Here is a 15,200-nt window from a genome sequence, read left to right on the forward strand (position 1 = left end):
CGTCTGCTGGAGACGCCGACCGAATGAACGACACCCCTGCCCGCATGCCCACTGAACCACTGGCCGTCACCGACACCACGCCCAAGGGTCTGGGCGTCATCAAGGTCGCCTTCCGCGACCGGCGCACCCTGGCCATGCTGCTGCTGGGGTTCTCTGCGGGCCTGCCGATCACCATGGTGTTGGGCACGCTGAACGCCTGGTTGACGGATGCCGACGTCGCCATATCGACGATCGGCATCCTGTCCTGGGTTGGGCTTTTCGCAGCCTTCAAATTCCTGTGGTCGCCCCTGGTCGGCATCCGTCCCCCCGTGATCGGAAAGCGGCTGGGCCGTCGCCGCAGCTGGCTGATCGCCTGTCAGGTCGTGGTGATCGGTGCGCTGTTCGTCATCGCCTTTTCCAATCCCGAGGGCAGTACTCTGGTGCCCCTGGCCATCGCCGCCGCCCTGGCCGCTTTCGCTTCGGCCACTCAGGATATTGTCATCGACACCTGGCGGATCGAGGTCGCAGGACCGGGTGCCCCGCTGGACCTGCTATCTACCATCTATCAGTTCGGATCACGCAGCGCGGCACTCGTGGGCGGCGCAGGCAGTCTGTTGCTGGCCGACGCGGTAGGCTGGCCCGTCACCTATATGTTGAGCGGCATGCTGATGGGCTTGGGGGTGCTGGGCACACTGATCGCGCCCGAGCCCACGCCTGCACCGCCCCAGGCCATCGCCAAGGAGCGCCTCGGTTCGCCGCGTCTGCGCCAGATCGCCCTGATCGCCACGCTCGCGGCTTGGGCCTGGGCGGCCTTTATGCTGGTGAACTTCATGGTCACGGCATTGACCACGACGCCCGCGCCAAGCGCGGGCGAGTTCACCGGCACCTGGGGGCCGTGGATCATTGCCGCCGCCGTCCTGCTGCCCTGCGCCCTGGCCGGGTTCGTGGTCTGGCGCGGCAAGGTGGCCACGCCGGCACCGGGAGATCGGCCGGTCCTGACGAAGCTCTATGACGCCATACTGGCCCCGCTGGTCGAGCTGATGGGGCGGCTGGGCTGGGGGGCGCTGATCGTGCTAGGCCTGATCCTGACCTATCGCATCACAGACGGCGTCTGGGGACCCTTCGCCTTCCCCTTCTACATGGGCGACACGGGCGGGGCGCTGGGCCACACCAAGAGCGAGGTGGCGTTGGCCTCCAAGACGTTCGGCGTCGTCATGACCATCATCGGTATCGGCCTGGGCGGCTGGGCGCTGTTGGCCATAGGGCGAATGGCGTCGCTGCTGATCGGGGCGGTCCTGGCGGCGGCGACCAATCTGCTGTTCGTGGACCTCGCCATGGGCGCGCCGGTTATCGGCCGCTTCATGGAGGCGACAGGTTTGTACGCTCTGTTCGGTGCTTTTGGCGCGGGCGAGCCGATGGCGCGTCTGATGCTGGCCATCGCGGGCGAGAACATCGCGGGTGGTTTCGCAGGCGCGGCCTTCGTCGCCTATCTTTCGGCCCTGTCCAGCCGGATGTTTGGCGCGGTCCAGTTTGCGGTCTTCACGTCGCTGGCCCTGCTGATCGGCACCCTGGGGCGTGGGGCGCTGGGCGAGATGATCGAGAACCAGGGGTTCGCCCCGGTCTTCCTGTTCGCCGCCGCACTGGGCGGCATCGCCGTCGTCTTCTGCCTCCTGGAATGGATCCGGCTGGCGGCCGAGCGTCGCAAGCTCGACCGCACGGGAGAAACGGTCAGCCCTCGCTGACGACCTCGCCGTCGTAGGCGGCGAAGGTGGCGGCAGTGATGATCTCTGACACCGAGGCCCCCAGGCTGACGATCTGCACCGACTTCTCCAGCCCGACCAGCAGGGGTCCGATCACGGTCGCCCCGCCCAGAGCCTGGACCAGCCGCGTCGAGATTGAGGCGGAATGGATGGCCGGCATGACGAGGACGTTGGCATCGGCGCTCAGCCGCATGAAGGCGTAGTTGGCCCGCGCCTCGGGATCCAGCGCCAGTTCCGGCGGCATCTCGCCCTCGTATTCGAAGTCCACGCCCTTGCGGTCCAGGATGCGGATCGCCTCGCGTACCTTTTCGCCCCGATCGCCGGGGGGATTGCCGAAGGTCGAATACGACAGGAAGGCCACGCGCGGGGTCCGGCCCAGGCGACGCACGGCCGCCGCCGCCTGGATGGCGATCTCGGCCAGTTCTTCGGCGTCGGGCAGTTCGTGGATGGAGGTATCCGCCACGAACAGGGTCCGCCCCTTGGCCAGCAGGATCGACAGGCCGATCATCCGCTCCTTGACGTCCAGCACGCGCCGGACCTCCTTCAGCACCATGTTGAAGTTGCGGGTCGAGCCGGTGACCACCGCATCGGCGTCGCCACGCGCCACCATCGAGGCGGCGAAATAGTTTCGGTCCTGATTGATCATCCGCTGGACGTCGCGGCGCAGATAGCCCCGGCGCTGCAGGCGCTCGTACAGGAAGTCGGTGTATTCGGTGTTCTTGTCAGACACCCGGGCGTTGACGATCTCGATGCCCAGGGCGTCGAAATCCAGACCCGCCTCGATGGCGTTCTTGCGGATCAGGTCCTCGCGGCCCAGCAGGATGGGCGTGCCCAGTTCGGCCTGTTTGAAGGCCCAGGCGGCGCGGATGACGGTGGTCTCCTCGCCCTCGGCAAAGACCACCCGCTTGTCCGGCGCGGCGCGAACGGCCGAGGAAATCTTCTGCATCAAGGCCGCAGACGGATCGATCCGGCCCCTCAGCGACGTCCGATAGGCATCCATGTCCTCGATCGCCACACGGGCGACGCCGGTATCCATCGCCGCCTGGGCGATGAAGGGCGGGATGTACCAGATCAGGCGCGGATCGAACGGCGTGGGGATGATGTAGTCCGGCCCGAACTTCAGCTTGCGCCCCGAATAGGCGGCGGCGACCTCGTCCGGCACATCCTCGCGCGCCAGCATGGCCAGGGCCTGGGCGCAGGCGATCTTCATCTCGTGGTTCACGCGCCGGGCCCGCACGTCCAGGGCCCCGCGGAACAGATAGGGGAAGGCCAGGACGTTGTTGACCTGGTTCACATAGTCCGATCGACCGGTGGCGATGATGGCGTCGGATCGCACCGACAACACATCCTCGGGGGTGATCTCAGGATCCGGATTGGCCATGGCAAAGATGATCGGACGCGGGGCCATGGACGCCACCATCTCCTTGGTGATCGCCCCCTTGGCCGAGAGGCCCAGCACGACGTCCGCCCCGACCATGGCCTCGGCCAGGGTTCTCAGGGGTGTGTCGGTCGCGTGCGCGGCCTTCCACTGGTCCATGCCCGACGGGCGGCCCTTGTAGACCACGCCGTCGCGGTCGCAGATGACGGTGTTCTCGGCCTTGACGCCCGCCGCCTTCATCAGGGCGATGGACGAAAGACCGGCCGCACCGGCCCCGGCCAGCACCACCTTGATATCCTCCATCCGCTTGCCCGTCACATGGCAGGCATTGATCAGACCGGCAGTCGAGATGATGGCGGTGCCATGCTGGTCGTCGTGAAAGACGGGGATGTCCAGCAGGTCCTGAAGCTCGCTTTCGATCACGAAACATTCGGGGGACTTGATGTCCTCCAGATTAATGCCGCCCCAGGTGTCGCCGATGTTCTTGACGACGGTGATGAACTCGTCCGGGTCGGTGGTCTTCACCTCGACATCGAAGCTGTCGACGTCGGCAAACCGTTTGAACAGGACCGACTTGCCCTCCATCACCGGCTTGGAGGCCATGTGACCCAGGTTGCCCAGACCCAGGATGGCGGTGCCGTTGGAGATCACGGCGACGAGGTTGCCCTTGGCCGTATAGTCGTAGGCCTTGTCCACATCCCTGGCGATCGCCAGCACCGGAATGGCCACACCCGGCGAATAGGCCAGCGACAGATCGCGCTGGGTCGCCATGGGCTTGGTCGGGGCCATGGAGATCTTGCCCGGCGTCGGATGGCTGTGGAAATCCAGAGCGTCCTGGTCGGAGAAGGTCTGTTTGTCGGTCAGGTCGGGCATGGTCGGCTTTCGGTCTTGGGAACCCCTCTGTCCTAGAGCCGTGCTGACGCCGGGACAACCTTCGTAAGGACCGCCACACTTGCATTGCAGGCCGTCTGGTCCTTTAAGCGCGGCCAAAGACGCCTCCCCCGCGTCTGACCAAGGATCACGCCATGTCCGCAGCCCCCACCAAGCCCATCAAGAAAGTCGTCCTCGCCTATTCCGGCGGCCTGGACACCTCGATCATCCTGAAATGGCTGCAGACCGAGTACAACGCCGAGGTCATCACCTTCACGGCCGACCTGGGTCAAGGCGAGGAACTGGCCCCCGCCCGCGAGAAGGCCCTGAAGCTGGGCATCAAGCCCGAGAACATCTTCGTCGACGATCTGCGCGAGGAGTTCGTGCGCGACTTCGTCTTTCCGATGTTCCGCGCCAACACCGTCTATGAGGGTCAGTATCTGCTGGGCACCTCCATCGCCCGGCCCCTGATCGCCAAGCGCCAGATCGAGATCGCGAAAATGGTCGGCGCCGACGCCGTCTGTCACGGCGCAACCGGCAAGGGCAACGACCAGGTCCGGTTCGAGCTGGGCTACTATGCCCTGGACCCCGACATCCATGTCATCGCCCCGTGGCGCGAGTGGGAGTTCCGCAGCCGCGAGGCCCTGCTGGACTTCGCCGAGAAGCATCAGATCCCGATCAGCAAGGACAAGCGCGGCGAGGCCCCGTTTTCGGTCGACGCCAACCTTCTGCACTCCTCCTCCGAGGGCAAGGTGCTGGAAGACCCGGCGGTCGAAGCCCCCGAGTTCGTGCATCAGCGCACCATCGCCCCTGAGGATGCGCCCGACACCCCGACCGTCTTCACCCTGGGTTTCGAAAAGGGTGACGCCGTCTCCATCGACGGCGAGACCATGTCGCCCGCCACGATCCTGACGAAACTGAATCAACTGGGTCACGACAATGGCGTCGGCCGTCTGGACCTGGTCGAGAACCGCTTCGTCGGCATGAAGTCGCGCGGGGTCTATGAGACGCCCGGCGGCACCATCCTGCTGGCCGCGCACCGGGGCATCGAGTCGATCACGCTGGATCGCGGGGCCATGCATCTGAAGGACGAGCTGGCGATCAAATACGCCCACCTGATCTACAACGGCTTCTGGTTCAGCCCCGAGCGCGAAATGCTGCAGGCCGCCATCGATCACTCCCAGACCCACGTCTCCGGCACCGTCCGCGTCAAGCTGTACAAGGGCAATGTCTCGATCATCGGCCGCGAGAGCGACCAGAGTCTATACGATCAGGACCTGGTCACCTTTGAGGAGGGCGTCCAGGCCTATGATCACCACGACGCGGAGGGCTTCATCAAGCTCAACGCCCTGCGCCTGCGGGTGCTCGGCAAACGGACCAAGCGCAATCAGGACTGACGCCTGCCACAAATGATCTCGCCCTCGCCGTGAAATGGCGCCACCTTGGGCTCAGGAGCATGGGCTCCGCTCAATGATTTCAGGACCCTTTGCCATGTCATTCCGCGCTGTTCTGGCCGCCTCGGCCGTATTCGCCTTCGCCGCTCCTGCCTTTGCACAAGACGCTCCTGCGCCAGCTCCGGCACCCGCCGCTCCAGCCGCGCCGTCGGCCGAAGAAGCCGCTCTTCAGGCCAAGGGGGAAGCGTTCGGGGCACGTATGCAGCAGATGGCCACCGAAATGCAGTCGGCCGTCACGGCGGCTGCCGGCGACACGGCTAAGGCGAACGCCGATCTGGATGTCATCGTCGCCCGCTACCAGCCTGAAGCCGACGCCTTCGGTGACGAAGTGGCCGCCTTCATCACGGCTCAATCCGCCACTGCTCCGGCTGAACAGCAGGCTCAAATGGCACAGATGATCCCGATGATCACCGCCGAGATCACGGGCGTTCCCGCCAAGGCCAAGACCGATGTCCTTGCCGCCGCAGCCTCTGCAGCCGCCCCCGCCGTTCCTCAATAAGTGTCGCACGATCAAGGCGGTGGGGTCTTACCTCGCCGCCTTACCGCGATTTCACTTGAGATCGTGCGGGTATGGGCAGAGCTTGAGCGCATCCACAAGGAGCGCCCCGATGATCAAGGCCCTTTCCCTCGCCGCAGCCCTCGCCCTGCTGCCGATTTCCGCCGCCGTCGCCGGTGATGTCCGAGGCCCATCCGAAGACGCGCTCGAAGCCGCCGCCGAGGCCTTCGAGGCCCGGATGGAGACTTTCGGCGAACGCGCCGAGGCCATTTCCGAAGACGCCGACCTGACCGACGAGCAGAAGGGCCTGCGGATCGCGGCCCTCTGGACCGAATATCAGCCAGACGTGATGGCCTTCACTGCCCTGGCCAGCCAGGTCGCCCCCGCCATTGCCGCCGAAGCCCTAGCCGACATCGATGTCGAGGCGCTGGTCGGTGACGCCATGGGTCAGGCCGATCTGTCGGGGGTCATGGCGACGGCGCAAGGCGTGGCCAACAACGGAGCCTGGGCCTCCAACGATCCCGAGCACATGGCCACCTACGGTTTGATGGCCGACTACGCCGTCGGCGAGGCGATGGACTCGATCGACGAAGCCTCGGCGGAGATCGCCGCAGCGACCGCACAGGCCGAGGCCGAGGTGGCCCGCGCCGCCGAAGCGGCTGCTCCAGACGAAGACTGATCCCGCCCCCTTGACCGGGTGACCGGACGGCCCGACAGGGCCTGATATGGCCAGCCTGCCCGTCGATCCGCATCTATATCTGACCTTCCTGGGGGTCATGGCCGTAATGGCCATAACACCGGGACCGGCCAACCTGTTCTCTGTCGCCAATGGCGTGGCGCGGGGCAAGGCCGGTGCCATGCTGGGGGTGCTGGGCATGAATGCCGCGACCCTGGTCTGGTTCGGAGCGGCGGCCCTGGGTCTGGGTGCGCTGGTCGTGGCGTTTCCTGAAGCCTTTCGCCTGATCTCCGTCGCCGGTGCGCTGTATGTCGCCTGGCTGGGGCTGAAGGCTCTGCGCGGAGCCTTCCATACGGCTGCCGATCCCGAGGACACGACGGTCCGGCCCGGCCGCAGCGCCCTGGTCGACGGCTTCATGGTCCAGATCGCCAATCCCAAGGCCGTGCTATTCTTCACAGCCGTCCTGCCGCCATTCCTTGATGTGAACCGCCCGGCCGCGCCCCAACTGGCCCTGTTCGCGGTCGCCACCATCGGCATGGATGTGCTGTCGATGTCCGCCTATGGTTTGGGCGGAGCCGCCTTGGCGCGGCGGATGTCAGAGCCCCGGTTCCGGCGCGGTTTCGGCCTGCTGACCGGCATCCTTCTGCTGGCGGCCTGCGTACTTATACTGACGCGACTGTAGCGGACGATCGGCCGCAGGAACCGGCCTGTTCATGTCCCGTTCAACTGTTCTGGCGTCTTTATGATCGCCAAGGAGAAAATTCATGAAGATGCGTATGTTCAAGCCCGTGCTTCTGGCGGCGGCAGCTGCGCTCGCCCTGTCGGCCTGCGCCACCGCCACCCCCTATGCCCCCGCCAGCCCCGACAGCCGATACGGCTACTCCCAGCAAAGGATCGAAGGCGACCGCTTCCGGGTCAACTTCGCCGGCAACTCCGTGACCTCGCGCGACCAGGTCGAGATGTCGCTTCTGCTGCGTGCAGCAGAAGTTACTGTCGAGAACGGCGGGGACTGGTTTACCACCGTCAACCGCGCCACTGATCGCGACACCCGCCTGACCGGCGGAAGCGACCCCTTCTATTACGACCGGTATTCGCGATTCTGGGGCCCGTCGTGGCGCTATTCGCGTCGCGGCCTTTGGAGCCCTTGGCGTGAGCCCTTCGGCCCTGACTTCGACGTTCGCCAGATTGACCGTTACGAAGCTACGTCCGAGATCGTCATTGGTCGCGGCCCGAAACCTGCCAACGATCCCAATGCCTTCAACGCGCGGGAAGTGATCGAGAACATCGGCCCCCGCGTCGCCCGGGCGATGTAGCCTTGGATACGACAGGATAAGTCTGGACAACCAGGCTGAACAAAATGGACCGGGCGGCCCCTGCACAGGGGCCGCCCTTTTCCTTGCGCCCTATCCGATGCGCGGCATCTTCATCCGACGCTTGTTGGTGTGGCTGGCGGGAGCTTTGCCCAGGTCGTCGGGCAGTTCTCCCTTGAAGTAGAACCGCTGCCAGGCCTCCTTGGCCGCTTCGGGATCACCCGAGGCGAGGCGACCGTTAAAGTCGCTGCGCTGTTTCAGCCAAGCCTCGTACTGGCCCTGCATGGTCGGGTTGGAGCTTAGGGTACGGATCACCGGCTGGGCTTCCTCGGCCTTCTTGTGCTGGGCGATGGTGATGAAACAAAAGGGCTCGCCCTTGTCGAAACGGATCTTCCCGGGCCGGGTGAAGATCCAGTTCATCGTGAACGGAAACGGCAGCCAGTCGGTCTCCACCACCCCGACCAGGGCCTGAATGCCGTCCTTGATGTGGTTCGGGCTGCCCTGGCAGGTCATGCTCCAGCCCGGCGGGGTGCGGAACAGATACTGCGGATGCATGGTCAGAACGCCGCGCGTGAAGTGCGAGACGACGAAATGCTTCACGTCCGGCTCCGGCCGGTCTGGCGTGATGACGATGTCCGACTGGGCCGGGCCGCCGTTCCACTCGGCGGAAAAGCCGAACGGACACAGGATTTCCCACCCCGTCGTATTGGCCATGTTCAGCGGCAGACAGCGATAGGGATGCCGGCTGGCAAAGGCGTCCATCCAGTCGCGCGACTGCCGCCCCGGCACCAGGTCCGGCGGGCGCTGCGACATCGGATAGCATTCCAGTTCCACGGGCGATCTCCGGCGGGTATCGAGGACGGATACATTCCTAGCGACCGATGATGACCCAAGACAAGCCGACCCATACTCCCGCCTATGACCGCGACCGCCTGCTGGCGTGGATGGCCGAACACGACATCGCCCAGACCACCCACGACCACCCCGCCGTCTTCAGCGTCGAGGAGGGGCTGGAGCTGAAAGCCGCCCTGCCGGGAGCCCACACCAAGAACCTGTTCCTCAAGGACAAGAAGGGCAGGCTGTGGCTGATCTCAGCGCGTCAGGACACGGTCATCGACCTGAAACGCGCCCCCACCCTGATCGGCTCGGACCGCCTGTCCTTCGGCAATGAGACCCTGATGTGGGAGACGCTGGGCGTCCGCCCGGGCTCGGTCACGGCCCTGGGCCTGATCAATGACACCGACCGGCGAGTGAGCTTCGTGCTAGATCAGGCGCTTTGGGACGCCGACATCGTCAACTTCCATCCGCTGACCAACACGGCAACGACAGCGCTGGATCAGGCGGCGTTTCGCAAGGCCCTGGCGTTGATGGAGCGAGAGCCGGTGGTCGTGGATTTCAGCGAGCTGTAAAGACGGGCCTCAGGCCGCCTCGCGCCAGGTCTTGCCGACCAGAACTTCGCTCATGGCGGTCAGCAGCGCGTTCATGGTGATGGGCTTCGTCAAATGTCCGTCCGCTCCGGCCGCCAGGCTCTGGGTGACATGTTCGGCCATGGCGTTGGCCGTCAGCATCAGAATGGCGGTGCGTTCCTTGCCCTGATCGGTCTCGACGTCGCGGATGGCCCGCGTCGCGCTCAGCCCATCCATGACCGGCATCTGCATGTCCATCAGCACGATATCGAAGGGCTCGGATTTGAAGCGCTCCAGCGCCTGCTGTCCATTCTCGACCGCCACCATCTCCATGGCCGTGACCCCCAGCATGATCTCGATCACCTTGCGATTGGCCGGATGGTCGTCGGCCAGAAGGATGCGCAGGGGCAGTCCGGTGATATCGGTTGCCGGGGTGATGGGCGAGGAGGCCGCCACCGGTGCTGCCGCCTCGGGCAGGTCGATCTCGAAGATGAAGGCCGACCCCTGGCCGGGCATACTGTCGCAATCCAGGGTACCGCCCATCAGCTCCACCAGCGCGGCGGAAATGGCCAGGCCCAGACCCGTTCCGCCAAAGCGGCGGGTGATCGATCCATCGGCCTGCTGGAAACGACCGAAGATTCTGGCCTTCTGGTCGGCGTCAAAGCCGATGCCGGTATCTCGGACCTCGAATCTGACGCGGCCGGCGTCCGCCGCCGTCACCGTCATCGTCACAGTCCCCTGCTCCGTGAACTTCAGCGCATTGGAGATGAGATTGGTCAGGACCTGGCGAAGCCGTACCGCATCGCCGCACACGTATTTCGGCGCGGAGGGATCGAGATCGAAGACGAGGGCGACCCCCCGATCCTCCGCCTTGGCCCGCCACAGAAGCGCGATGTCATTGACGGTGTGCTTCAGATCGAACGTCGTCTCCTCCAGCGCCACCTGGCCTGCCTCGATTTTGGCACTGTCGAGGATGTCGGTCAGCAGGCGTTCCAGCGTAGCCCCGGAAGACCGGATCAGATCGACCATCTCATGGGCATTCCGGTCCAGGTGTTGACGCGACAGGGCGTCGGCCATGGACACGACACCATTCAGCGGCGTGCGGATTTCGTGGCTCATATTGGCCAGGAATTCCGACTTGGCGCGATTGGCGGCTTCGGCCCGTTCCTGGGCCGCCTTCAGCCGTCGAGCCTGACGCATCTGCCAGACCAGGCCCGCGCCGACGCACAGCAGAAAAATGACCCCGACGGCGATGACCAGCCATTGCAGGCGCGTCTTGGTCCGGGCCGTTTCCAGCTGAGTGCGGCGGTCGTCGAGTTGCTGCTGCATGTCGCCCGTGACCTGATGGACGCCGGCAGAAAAGGCGCGCGCTTCAGCGACATCCTGCTCGGTTGTGAAACGCCGCAGCAGGGCAAAAGCCTCGGCCGGCCGTCCTTGGGCGAACAGGATTTCCGCCTGCACCTCGCTCAGACGCGAGCCGTCGCCCGCCGACGTCTCAAGCCCGCGCAGAACCTCCAGATCGCGCATGGCTCCGCCCACGTCGCCCGTCCTCGCTCTGGCGATCGCCCGCAAGGGCAGAACGTCCAGCGCCAGGAAGGCGGCGTCGCCAAGGTTTTCGCCATAGGGATCCAGACAGGCTAGTACGCCTCCCGGCTGTGCGCCGGCATCGGCGACGAGGGCGCACAAGGCGGCGTCGTAAATGGCCAGGGCGGGCAGGTCGGATCGGGACGCCACCGCACTGTGCGCAGCCGCAAACGCCCGACCTCGCTCCAGATCCCCCATCCGAACAGCCATCTTGGTCAAATTGTACAGGCTGTCGAAATCGGGGCGGGGATAGGCGGGATTGGAATAGTCGATCTCGAACTTGCGAAAGGCCGCGGTCGCGCCCTCGACATCGTCGATATCCTTCAAGCCCATGCCGACCACCTCCCAGATGCCGGCGCGGGCGGTGTCGGCATAGGGATCGCGCGCGGGAATGTCGGCTTGGGCGCGGGTGAGCAGTTGCAGACCCTCGCCGATCCGGCCCTGATCGACCAGATTCAGCGCGACCAGTCGCGCCGCGTGCGCCCGAACAAACCAGTCGTGACCGTGCTCTACATAGTCGGTCATCGCGGCGGCCGCCGCCGCTTCACCCTGATCGTAGCGAATGGTCAGGGCGTTCAGTGCCGCGATGTCGATATAGCGTTTGTCGTCCTGGTCCCGGGCGGCAGCGGCCAGACGGTTGTTCCACCGGGTCGCACGCTGAAACTCGCCCTGGTTCAGGATCGTCCAGGTGACGTGATACAGCCGGTTCAATCCCTCCCGGTCCTTGCGGGTCGCAGCGCGCTGACCGAAGGTTTCCAGCTCGGCGAAGCTGGTCGAGGCGGCGCGGCGTTCCACGAACCGGGCCAGGGCCTCGGCCTCTGCGGCAGGCGGCAACACAGGCTCCGGGGCCATCGCCGAGGCCGGCGCAGCCACCACGGATGCAAAGAAAATACTCAGCACCGCCAGAAAGACGCGGTTCGACATCGCAAAAACCCCAACCCCAAGCGACCATCTGACATGCAAGAGGTTGAGCAAGCTTTAGTGGCCGCGCGGTTATGGCGGCGCTCGTCGATTTTGACGGCCCAACGGTCGGCTGCGGTTCTATCGCGCCCCGGACAGTGCTAGAGCCGCCCGCGTCTCCCCGACCTCATTCCAGATACGGATGCCGCCATGCCCGCCGCTCCCGATTTTCCGCCTGCGCCCGATGCGGTGAGGCCTGTTCGCGCCCTGATCTCCCTGTCCGACAAGACGGGGCTGGAGGCGGCGGCGCGGACCCTGCATGAGCTGGGCGTCGAGCTGGTCTCGACCGGCGGCACGCGCGCGGCGATCGCGGCTTTAAGCCTGCCGGTGAAGGACGTGGCCGACCTGACCGGCTTCCCCGAGATGATGGACGGGCGGGTCAAGACCCTGCACCCGGTGGTCCACGGCGGCCTGCTGGGCGTGCGAGACGCCGCTGACCATGCCGAGGCCATGACCGTCCACGGCATCGGTCCCATCGATATCGTCTGGGTCGACCTGTATCCGTTCGAGGCCACGGTCGCCTCGGGCGGCGGCTTCGATGCCGTGGTCGAGAACATCGACATCGGCGGCCCGGCCATGATCCGTTCGGGATCGAAGAACCACGGCTATGTCGCCGTCTGCGTCGATCAGGCCTCGGTGGCCGAGCTGCTGGAGGCGCTGAATGCGGACGGCACGACGTCACTGGCCCTGCGCAAGCGGCTGGCCGCCCGCGCCTTTGCCCGCACCGCCGCCTATGACGCCGCCGTCAGCGGCTGGTTCGCCGGTCAGCTGGAAGACGCCGCCCCGGCCCGCAAATCCATCGCCGGCTCGCTGGCCCAGACCCTGCGCTATGGCGAGAACCCGCATCAGACCGGGGCCTTCTATCGCACCGGCGAGACCCGCCCTGGCGTCGCCCATGCGCAGCAGATCCAGGGCAAGGAGCTAGGCTATAACAATATCGCCGATGCCGACGCCGCCTATGAACTGGTCGCCGAGTTCGAAGCGCCGGCCTGCGTCATCGTCAAACATGCCAACCCCTGTGGCGTGGCGGTCGGCGACGACCTGAGCGAGGCCTATGGCCGCGCCCTGGAATGCGACGCCGTCTCGGCCTTCGGCGGTGTCATTGCCGTCAACCGGCCGCTGAACGGGGCCGATGCCCGTGCCATCACCGACATCTTCACCGAGGTCGTCATCGCACCGGGTGCCGACGACGAGGCCCGCGCCGTCTTCGCCGCCAAGAAGAACCTGCGCCTGCTGATCACCGACGGCCTGCCCGATCCGCACGGTCCGGGCGAGGTGTTCCGCAGCGTGGCCGGCGGGTTCCTGGTCCAGTCGCGCGACCGCAGCCTGATCAAGCCCGAAGACCTGAAGATCGTCACGCGCCGCCAGCCGACGCAGCAGGAGGTGCAGGACATGCTGTTCGCCTTCACCGTCGCGAAGCACGTCAAGTCCAACGCCATCGTCTATGCCAAGGACGGCCAGACCGCCGGCATCGGCGCAGGCCAGATGAACCGCCGCGACAGCGCCCGCATCGCCGCCATCCGCGCCAAGGAAGCCGGGGAAGCCAAGGGGCTGGCCCACTCCCTCGCCCATGGATCTGCCTGCGCGTCCGAAGCCTTCTTCCCCTTCGCCGACGGCCTGCTGGAAGCGGTCGCTGCCGGAGCCACGGCGGTGATCCAGCCCGGCGGCTCCATGCGCGACGCCGAGGTCATCGCGGCGGCGGACGAGGCCGGCATCGCCATGGCCTTCACCGGGGTGCGGGTGTTCAGGCACTGATTTTTGGGGGCGCTATCGCTCGCGACGCGGTCGCTCGCTGAATGAGCGCGATTAGGCGGTGATCCACGTCGCGCGGCTGTCGTTTGGTTCGACAAAGGCTAAGGTTCTGCCATGGACACTCTTTCCACCCGCTGGACCCAGCTTGAACCGCACGCAATCGTCGTTGGCCCCGACGACGACCGGCCGCGTCCGGCGGTGGTCCTGTTCCACGGTTGCGGCGGAATGCGGCCGCATCTCCCGCTCTATGCCGAGGCCGCAAGGGCCGCGGGCTGGCGCGCTTTCATCGTCGATTCCTATGCCCCGCGCGGCTGGAGCCGGGTCTATGCCCTGGCCACCGTCTGCTCGGGCCTGCAACTGCGCGGTGACAAGCGAGCGGGAGACGTGCTGGCCGCGCTGAACGGCGTGTCACAAAGGCGAGACGTAGACGCTTCGCGTGTCGTCCTGGCAGGTTGGAGCCACGGCGGCTGGGGCATCATGGAGGCGATGAGTTCGGCGCGGACGCCCGGAACGCTTGGGCTCCAGAACCCGGGCGAGGTCACCCTGGACGGCGTGAAGTCCGTCTATCTCTGCTACCCCTATATAGGCATTGCGGCCCTGAACCGGATGCGGCCTTGGACCCACTGTCCCAAGACCCTGGCCGTCATCTCGCGCACCGATCACCTGACCAGCGTCCGCAACGCCGAGCGGGTCCATGCGATGGTCCGCAACTGCGGAGCCGAAGTCGAGACCTGGATCGCCGAGGGCACCCACGCCTTTGACGAGCCGACCTCGGCCCCGCCCATGCGCCACGACCCGGACCTGACCGCCGAGGCCATCCGCCGCTTCTCGGCTCTGTTGAACGACACGGCCGTCGCGCCCCAGCTTTAAGCCCGCGCTTGCCCCTGCGGGCATCCCGGCTTATCCCCCCCGTCATGACCGCGCCCCTGATCTGCCCGTCGATCCTCGCCAGCGATTTTGCCCGTCTGGGCGAGGAGGTGGCCGCCCTGGAGGCTGCCGGGGCCGACTGGATCCATGTCGATGTGATGGACGGCCATTTCGTGCCCAACATCACCCTGGGGCCCGACATCGTGAAAGCCATCCGGCCGCACACCACCCTGCCGTTCGATGTCCACCTGATGGTCGCCCCGGTCGATCCCTGGCTGGAGGCTTACCGCGAGGCCGGGGCCGACATCCTGACCGTCCATCCCGAGAGCGGGCCGCATCTGCACCGGACGCTCGGTCGCATCCGCCAGCTGAGGGCCAAGGCCGGCGTGGTCCTGAACCCCGGCACGCCCGTCGATGTCGTGGCCGAGGTCGTGGACCTGGTCGACCTGGTCCTGCTGATGTCGGTCAATCCAGGCTTTGGCGGCCAGTCGTTCATCGACACGACGCTGAGGAAGATCGAGCGGACCCGCGCCCTGCTGGATGCCGCCGGATCGAAAGCGCATCTTCAGGTCGACGGCGGCGTGACCTCGGCCAATGCCGCAGCCTGTGTCGCGGCCGGGGCCGATGCCCTGGTCGCCGGGTCGTTCGTGTTCAAGGGTGGACCGGCCGCCTATGCGGACAATATCGCGGCGTTGAAGCGCGCGTGAC

13 protein-coding genes are annotated in these 15,200 nt (G+C 66.1%); 10 read left to right on the forward strand and 3 right to left on the reverse strand.

The features are described from left to right. The first annotated feature begins 23 nt into the window (after positions 1-23). Positions 24-1,721, forward strand: a complete 1,698-nt coding sequence (locus AC4PRM_RS05200; protein ID WP_492039038.1) for an AmpG family muropeptide MFS transporter — start codon at positions 24-26, stop codon at positions 1,719-1,721. On the opposite strand, the gene AC4PRM_RS05205 is transcribed toward AC4PRM_RS05200, so the two are convergent. Continuing rightward, positions 1,708-3,990: an NADP-dependent malic enzyme gene (locus AC4PRM_RS05205; protein ID WP_492039039.1), complete on the reverse strand. Its 2,283-nt coding sequence runs from the start codon at positions 3,988-3,990 to the stop codon at positions 1,708-1,710. The genes AC4PRM_RS05200 and AC4PRM_RS05205 overlap by 14 nt on opposite strands. Positions 3,991-4,142: 152 nt before the next feature. Between AC4PRM_RS05205 and AC4PRM_RS05210 the strand changes: the two genes are divergently transcribed. From AC4PRM_RS05210 to AC4PRM_RS05230, 5 genes are all read left to right on the forward strand, one after another. Beyond that, positions 4,143-5,384 carry an argininosuccinate synthase gene (locus AC4PRM_RS05210; RefSeq protein WP_492039040.1) on the forward strand — a complete coding sequence of 414 codons (1,242 nt, stop codon included), beginning with the start codon at positions 4,143-4,145 and terminating at the stop codon, positions 5,382-5,384. A 94-nt stretch (positions 5,385-5,478) separates the two neighbouring features. Then, positions 5,479-5,940 (forward strand): translation initiation factor IF-2, encoded by a 462-nt coding sequence (locus AC4PRM_RS05215; protein ID WP_373256715.1) that lies wholly within the window; start codon positions 5,479-5,481, stop codon positions 5,938-5,940. A 109-nt stretch (positions 5,941-6,049) separates the two neighbouring features. After that, entirely contained in the window at positions 6,050-6,616 is a 567-nt protein-coding gene (locus AC4PRM_RS05220) for a hypothetical protein (protein WP_492039041.1), read from the forward strand. A 46-nt stretch (positions 6,617-6,662) separates the two neighbouring features. Beyond that, positions 6,663-7,295, forward strand: coding sequence for a LysE family translocator (locus AC4PRM_RS05225; RefSeq protein WP_492039042.1), 633 nt, complete (start codon positions 6,663-6,665; stop codon positions 7,293-7,295). 82 nt (positions 7,296-7,377) lie between these two features. After that, positions 7,378-7,926, forward strand: coding sequence for a CC0125/CC1285 family lipoprotein (locus AC4PRM_RS05230; protein ID WP_492039043.1), 549 nt, complete (start codon positions 7,378-7,380; stop codon positions 7,924-7,926). 90 nt (positions 7,927-8,016) lie between these two features. Here AC4PRM_RS05230 and AC4PRM_RS05235 read toward each other — a convergent pair whose 3' ends face one another. After that, positions 8,017-8,757, reverse strand: coding sequence for a DUF6065 family protein (locus tag AC4PRM_RS05235; protein ID WP_492039044.1), 741 nt, complete (start codon positions 8,755-8,757; stop codon positions 8,017-8,019). A gap of 47 nt (positions 8,758-8,804) precedes the next feature. Between AC4PRM_RS05235 and AC4PRM_RS05240 the strand changes: the two genes are divergently transcribed. Beyond that, entirely contained in the window at positions 8,805-9,332 is a 528-nt protein-coding gene (locus AC4PRM_RS05240) for a prolyl-tRNA synthetase associated domain-containing protein (protein WP_492039045.1), read from the forward strand. 9 nt (positions 9,333-9,341) lie between these two features. On the opposite strand, the gene AC4PRM_RS05245 is transcribed toward AC4PRM_RS05240, so the two are convergent. Then, positions 9,342-11,837 (reverse strand): hybrid sensor histidine kinase/response regulator, encoded by a 2,496-nt coding sequence (locus tag AC4PRM_RS05245; protein ID WP_492039046.1) that lies wholly within the window; start codon positions 11,835-11,837, stop codon positions 9,342-9,344. A 186-nt stretch (positions 11,838-12,023) separates the two neighbouring features. On the opposite strand from AC4PRM_RS05245, the gene purH reads away from it, so the two are divergent. The 3 genes from purH to rpe all read left to right on the forward strand — a co-directional run bounded on the left by purH (position 12,024) and on the right by rpe (position 15,199). After that, positions 12,024-13,628 (forward strand): bifunctional phosphoribosylaminoimidazolecarboxamide formyltransferase/IMP cyclohydrolase, encoded by a 1,605-nt coding sequence (gene purH, locus AC4PRM_RS05250; protein WP_492039047.1) that lies wholly within the window; start codon positions 12,024-12,026, stop codon positions 13,626-13,628. A gap of 111 nt (positions 13,629-13,739) precedes the next feature. Further along, positions 13,740-14,495, forward strand: coding sequence for a dienelactone hydrolase family protein (locus AC4PRM_RS05255; RefSeq protein ID WP_487921265.1), 756 nt, complete (start codon positions 13,740-13,742; stop codon positions 14,493-14,495). A gap of 44 nt (positions 14,496-14,539) precedes the next feature. Then, positions 14,540-15,199 (forward strand): ribulose-phosphate 3-epimerase, encoded by a 660-nt coding sequence (rpe, locus tag AC4PRM_RS05260; RefSeq protein ID WP_492039048.1) that lies wholly within the window; start codon positions 14,540-14,542, stop codon positions 15,197-15,199. Position 15,200 lies beyond the last annotated feature (1 nt).

Source organism: Brevundimonas sp. DW-iso22 (genome assembly GCF_058725425.1).

Coding starts and splice junctions, on each gene's coding strand:
- AC4PRM_RS05205 (WP_492039039.1), bottom strand. CDS start 3,990: ATGCCCGACCTGACCGACAAACAGACCTTCTCCGACCAGGACGCTCTG.
- AC4PRM_RS05255 (WP_487921265.1), top strand. CDS start 13,740: ATGGACACTCTTTCCACCCGCTGGACCCAGCTTGAACCGCACGCAATC.
- purH (WP_492039047.1), top strand. CDS start 12,024: ATGCCCGCCGCTCCCGATTTTCCGCCTGCGCCCGATGCGGTGAGGCCT.
- AC4PRM_RS05200 (WP_492039038.1), top strand. CDS start 24: ATGAACGACACCCCTGCCCGCATGCCCACTGAACCACTGGCCGTCACC.
- AC4PRM_RS05210 (WP_492039040.1), top strand. CDS start 4,143: ATGTCCGCAGCCCCCACCAAGCCCATCAAGAAAGTCGTCCTCGCCTAT.
- AC4PRM_RS05215 (WP_373256715.1), top strand. CDS start 5,479: ATGTCATTCCGCGCTGTTCTGGCCGCCTCGGCCGTATTCGCCTTCGCC.
- AC4PRM_RS05245 (WP_492039046.1), bottom strand. CDS start 11,837: ATGTCGAACCGCGTCTTTCTGGCGGTGCTGAGTATTTTCTTTGCATCC.
- AC4PRM_RS05240 (WP_492039045.1), top strand. CDS start 8,805: ATGATGACCCAAGACAAGCCGACCCATACTCCCGCCTATGACCGCGAC.
- rpe (WP_492039048.1), top strand. CDS start 14,540: ATGACCGCGCCCCTGATCTGCCCGTCGATCCTCGCCAGCGATTTTGCC.
- AC4PRM_RS05230 (WP_492039043.1), top strand. CDS start 7,378: ATGAAGATGCGTATGTTCAAGCCCGTGCTTCTGGCGGCGGCAGCTGCG.
- AC4PRM_RS05220 (WP_492039041.1), top strand. CDS start 6,050: ATGATCAAGGCCCTTTCCCTCGCCGCAGCCCTCGCCCTGCTGCCGATT.
- AC4PRM_RS05225 (WP_492039042.1), top strand. CDS start 6,663: ATGGCCAGCCTGCCCGTCGATCCGCATCTATATCTGACCTTCCTGGGG.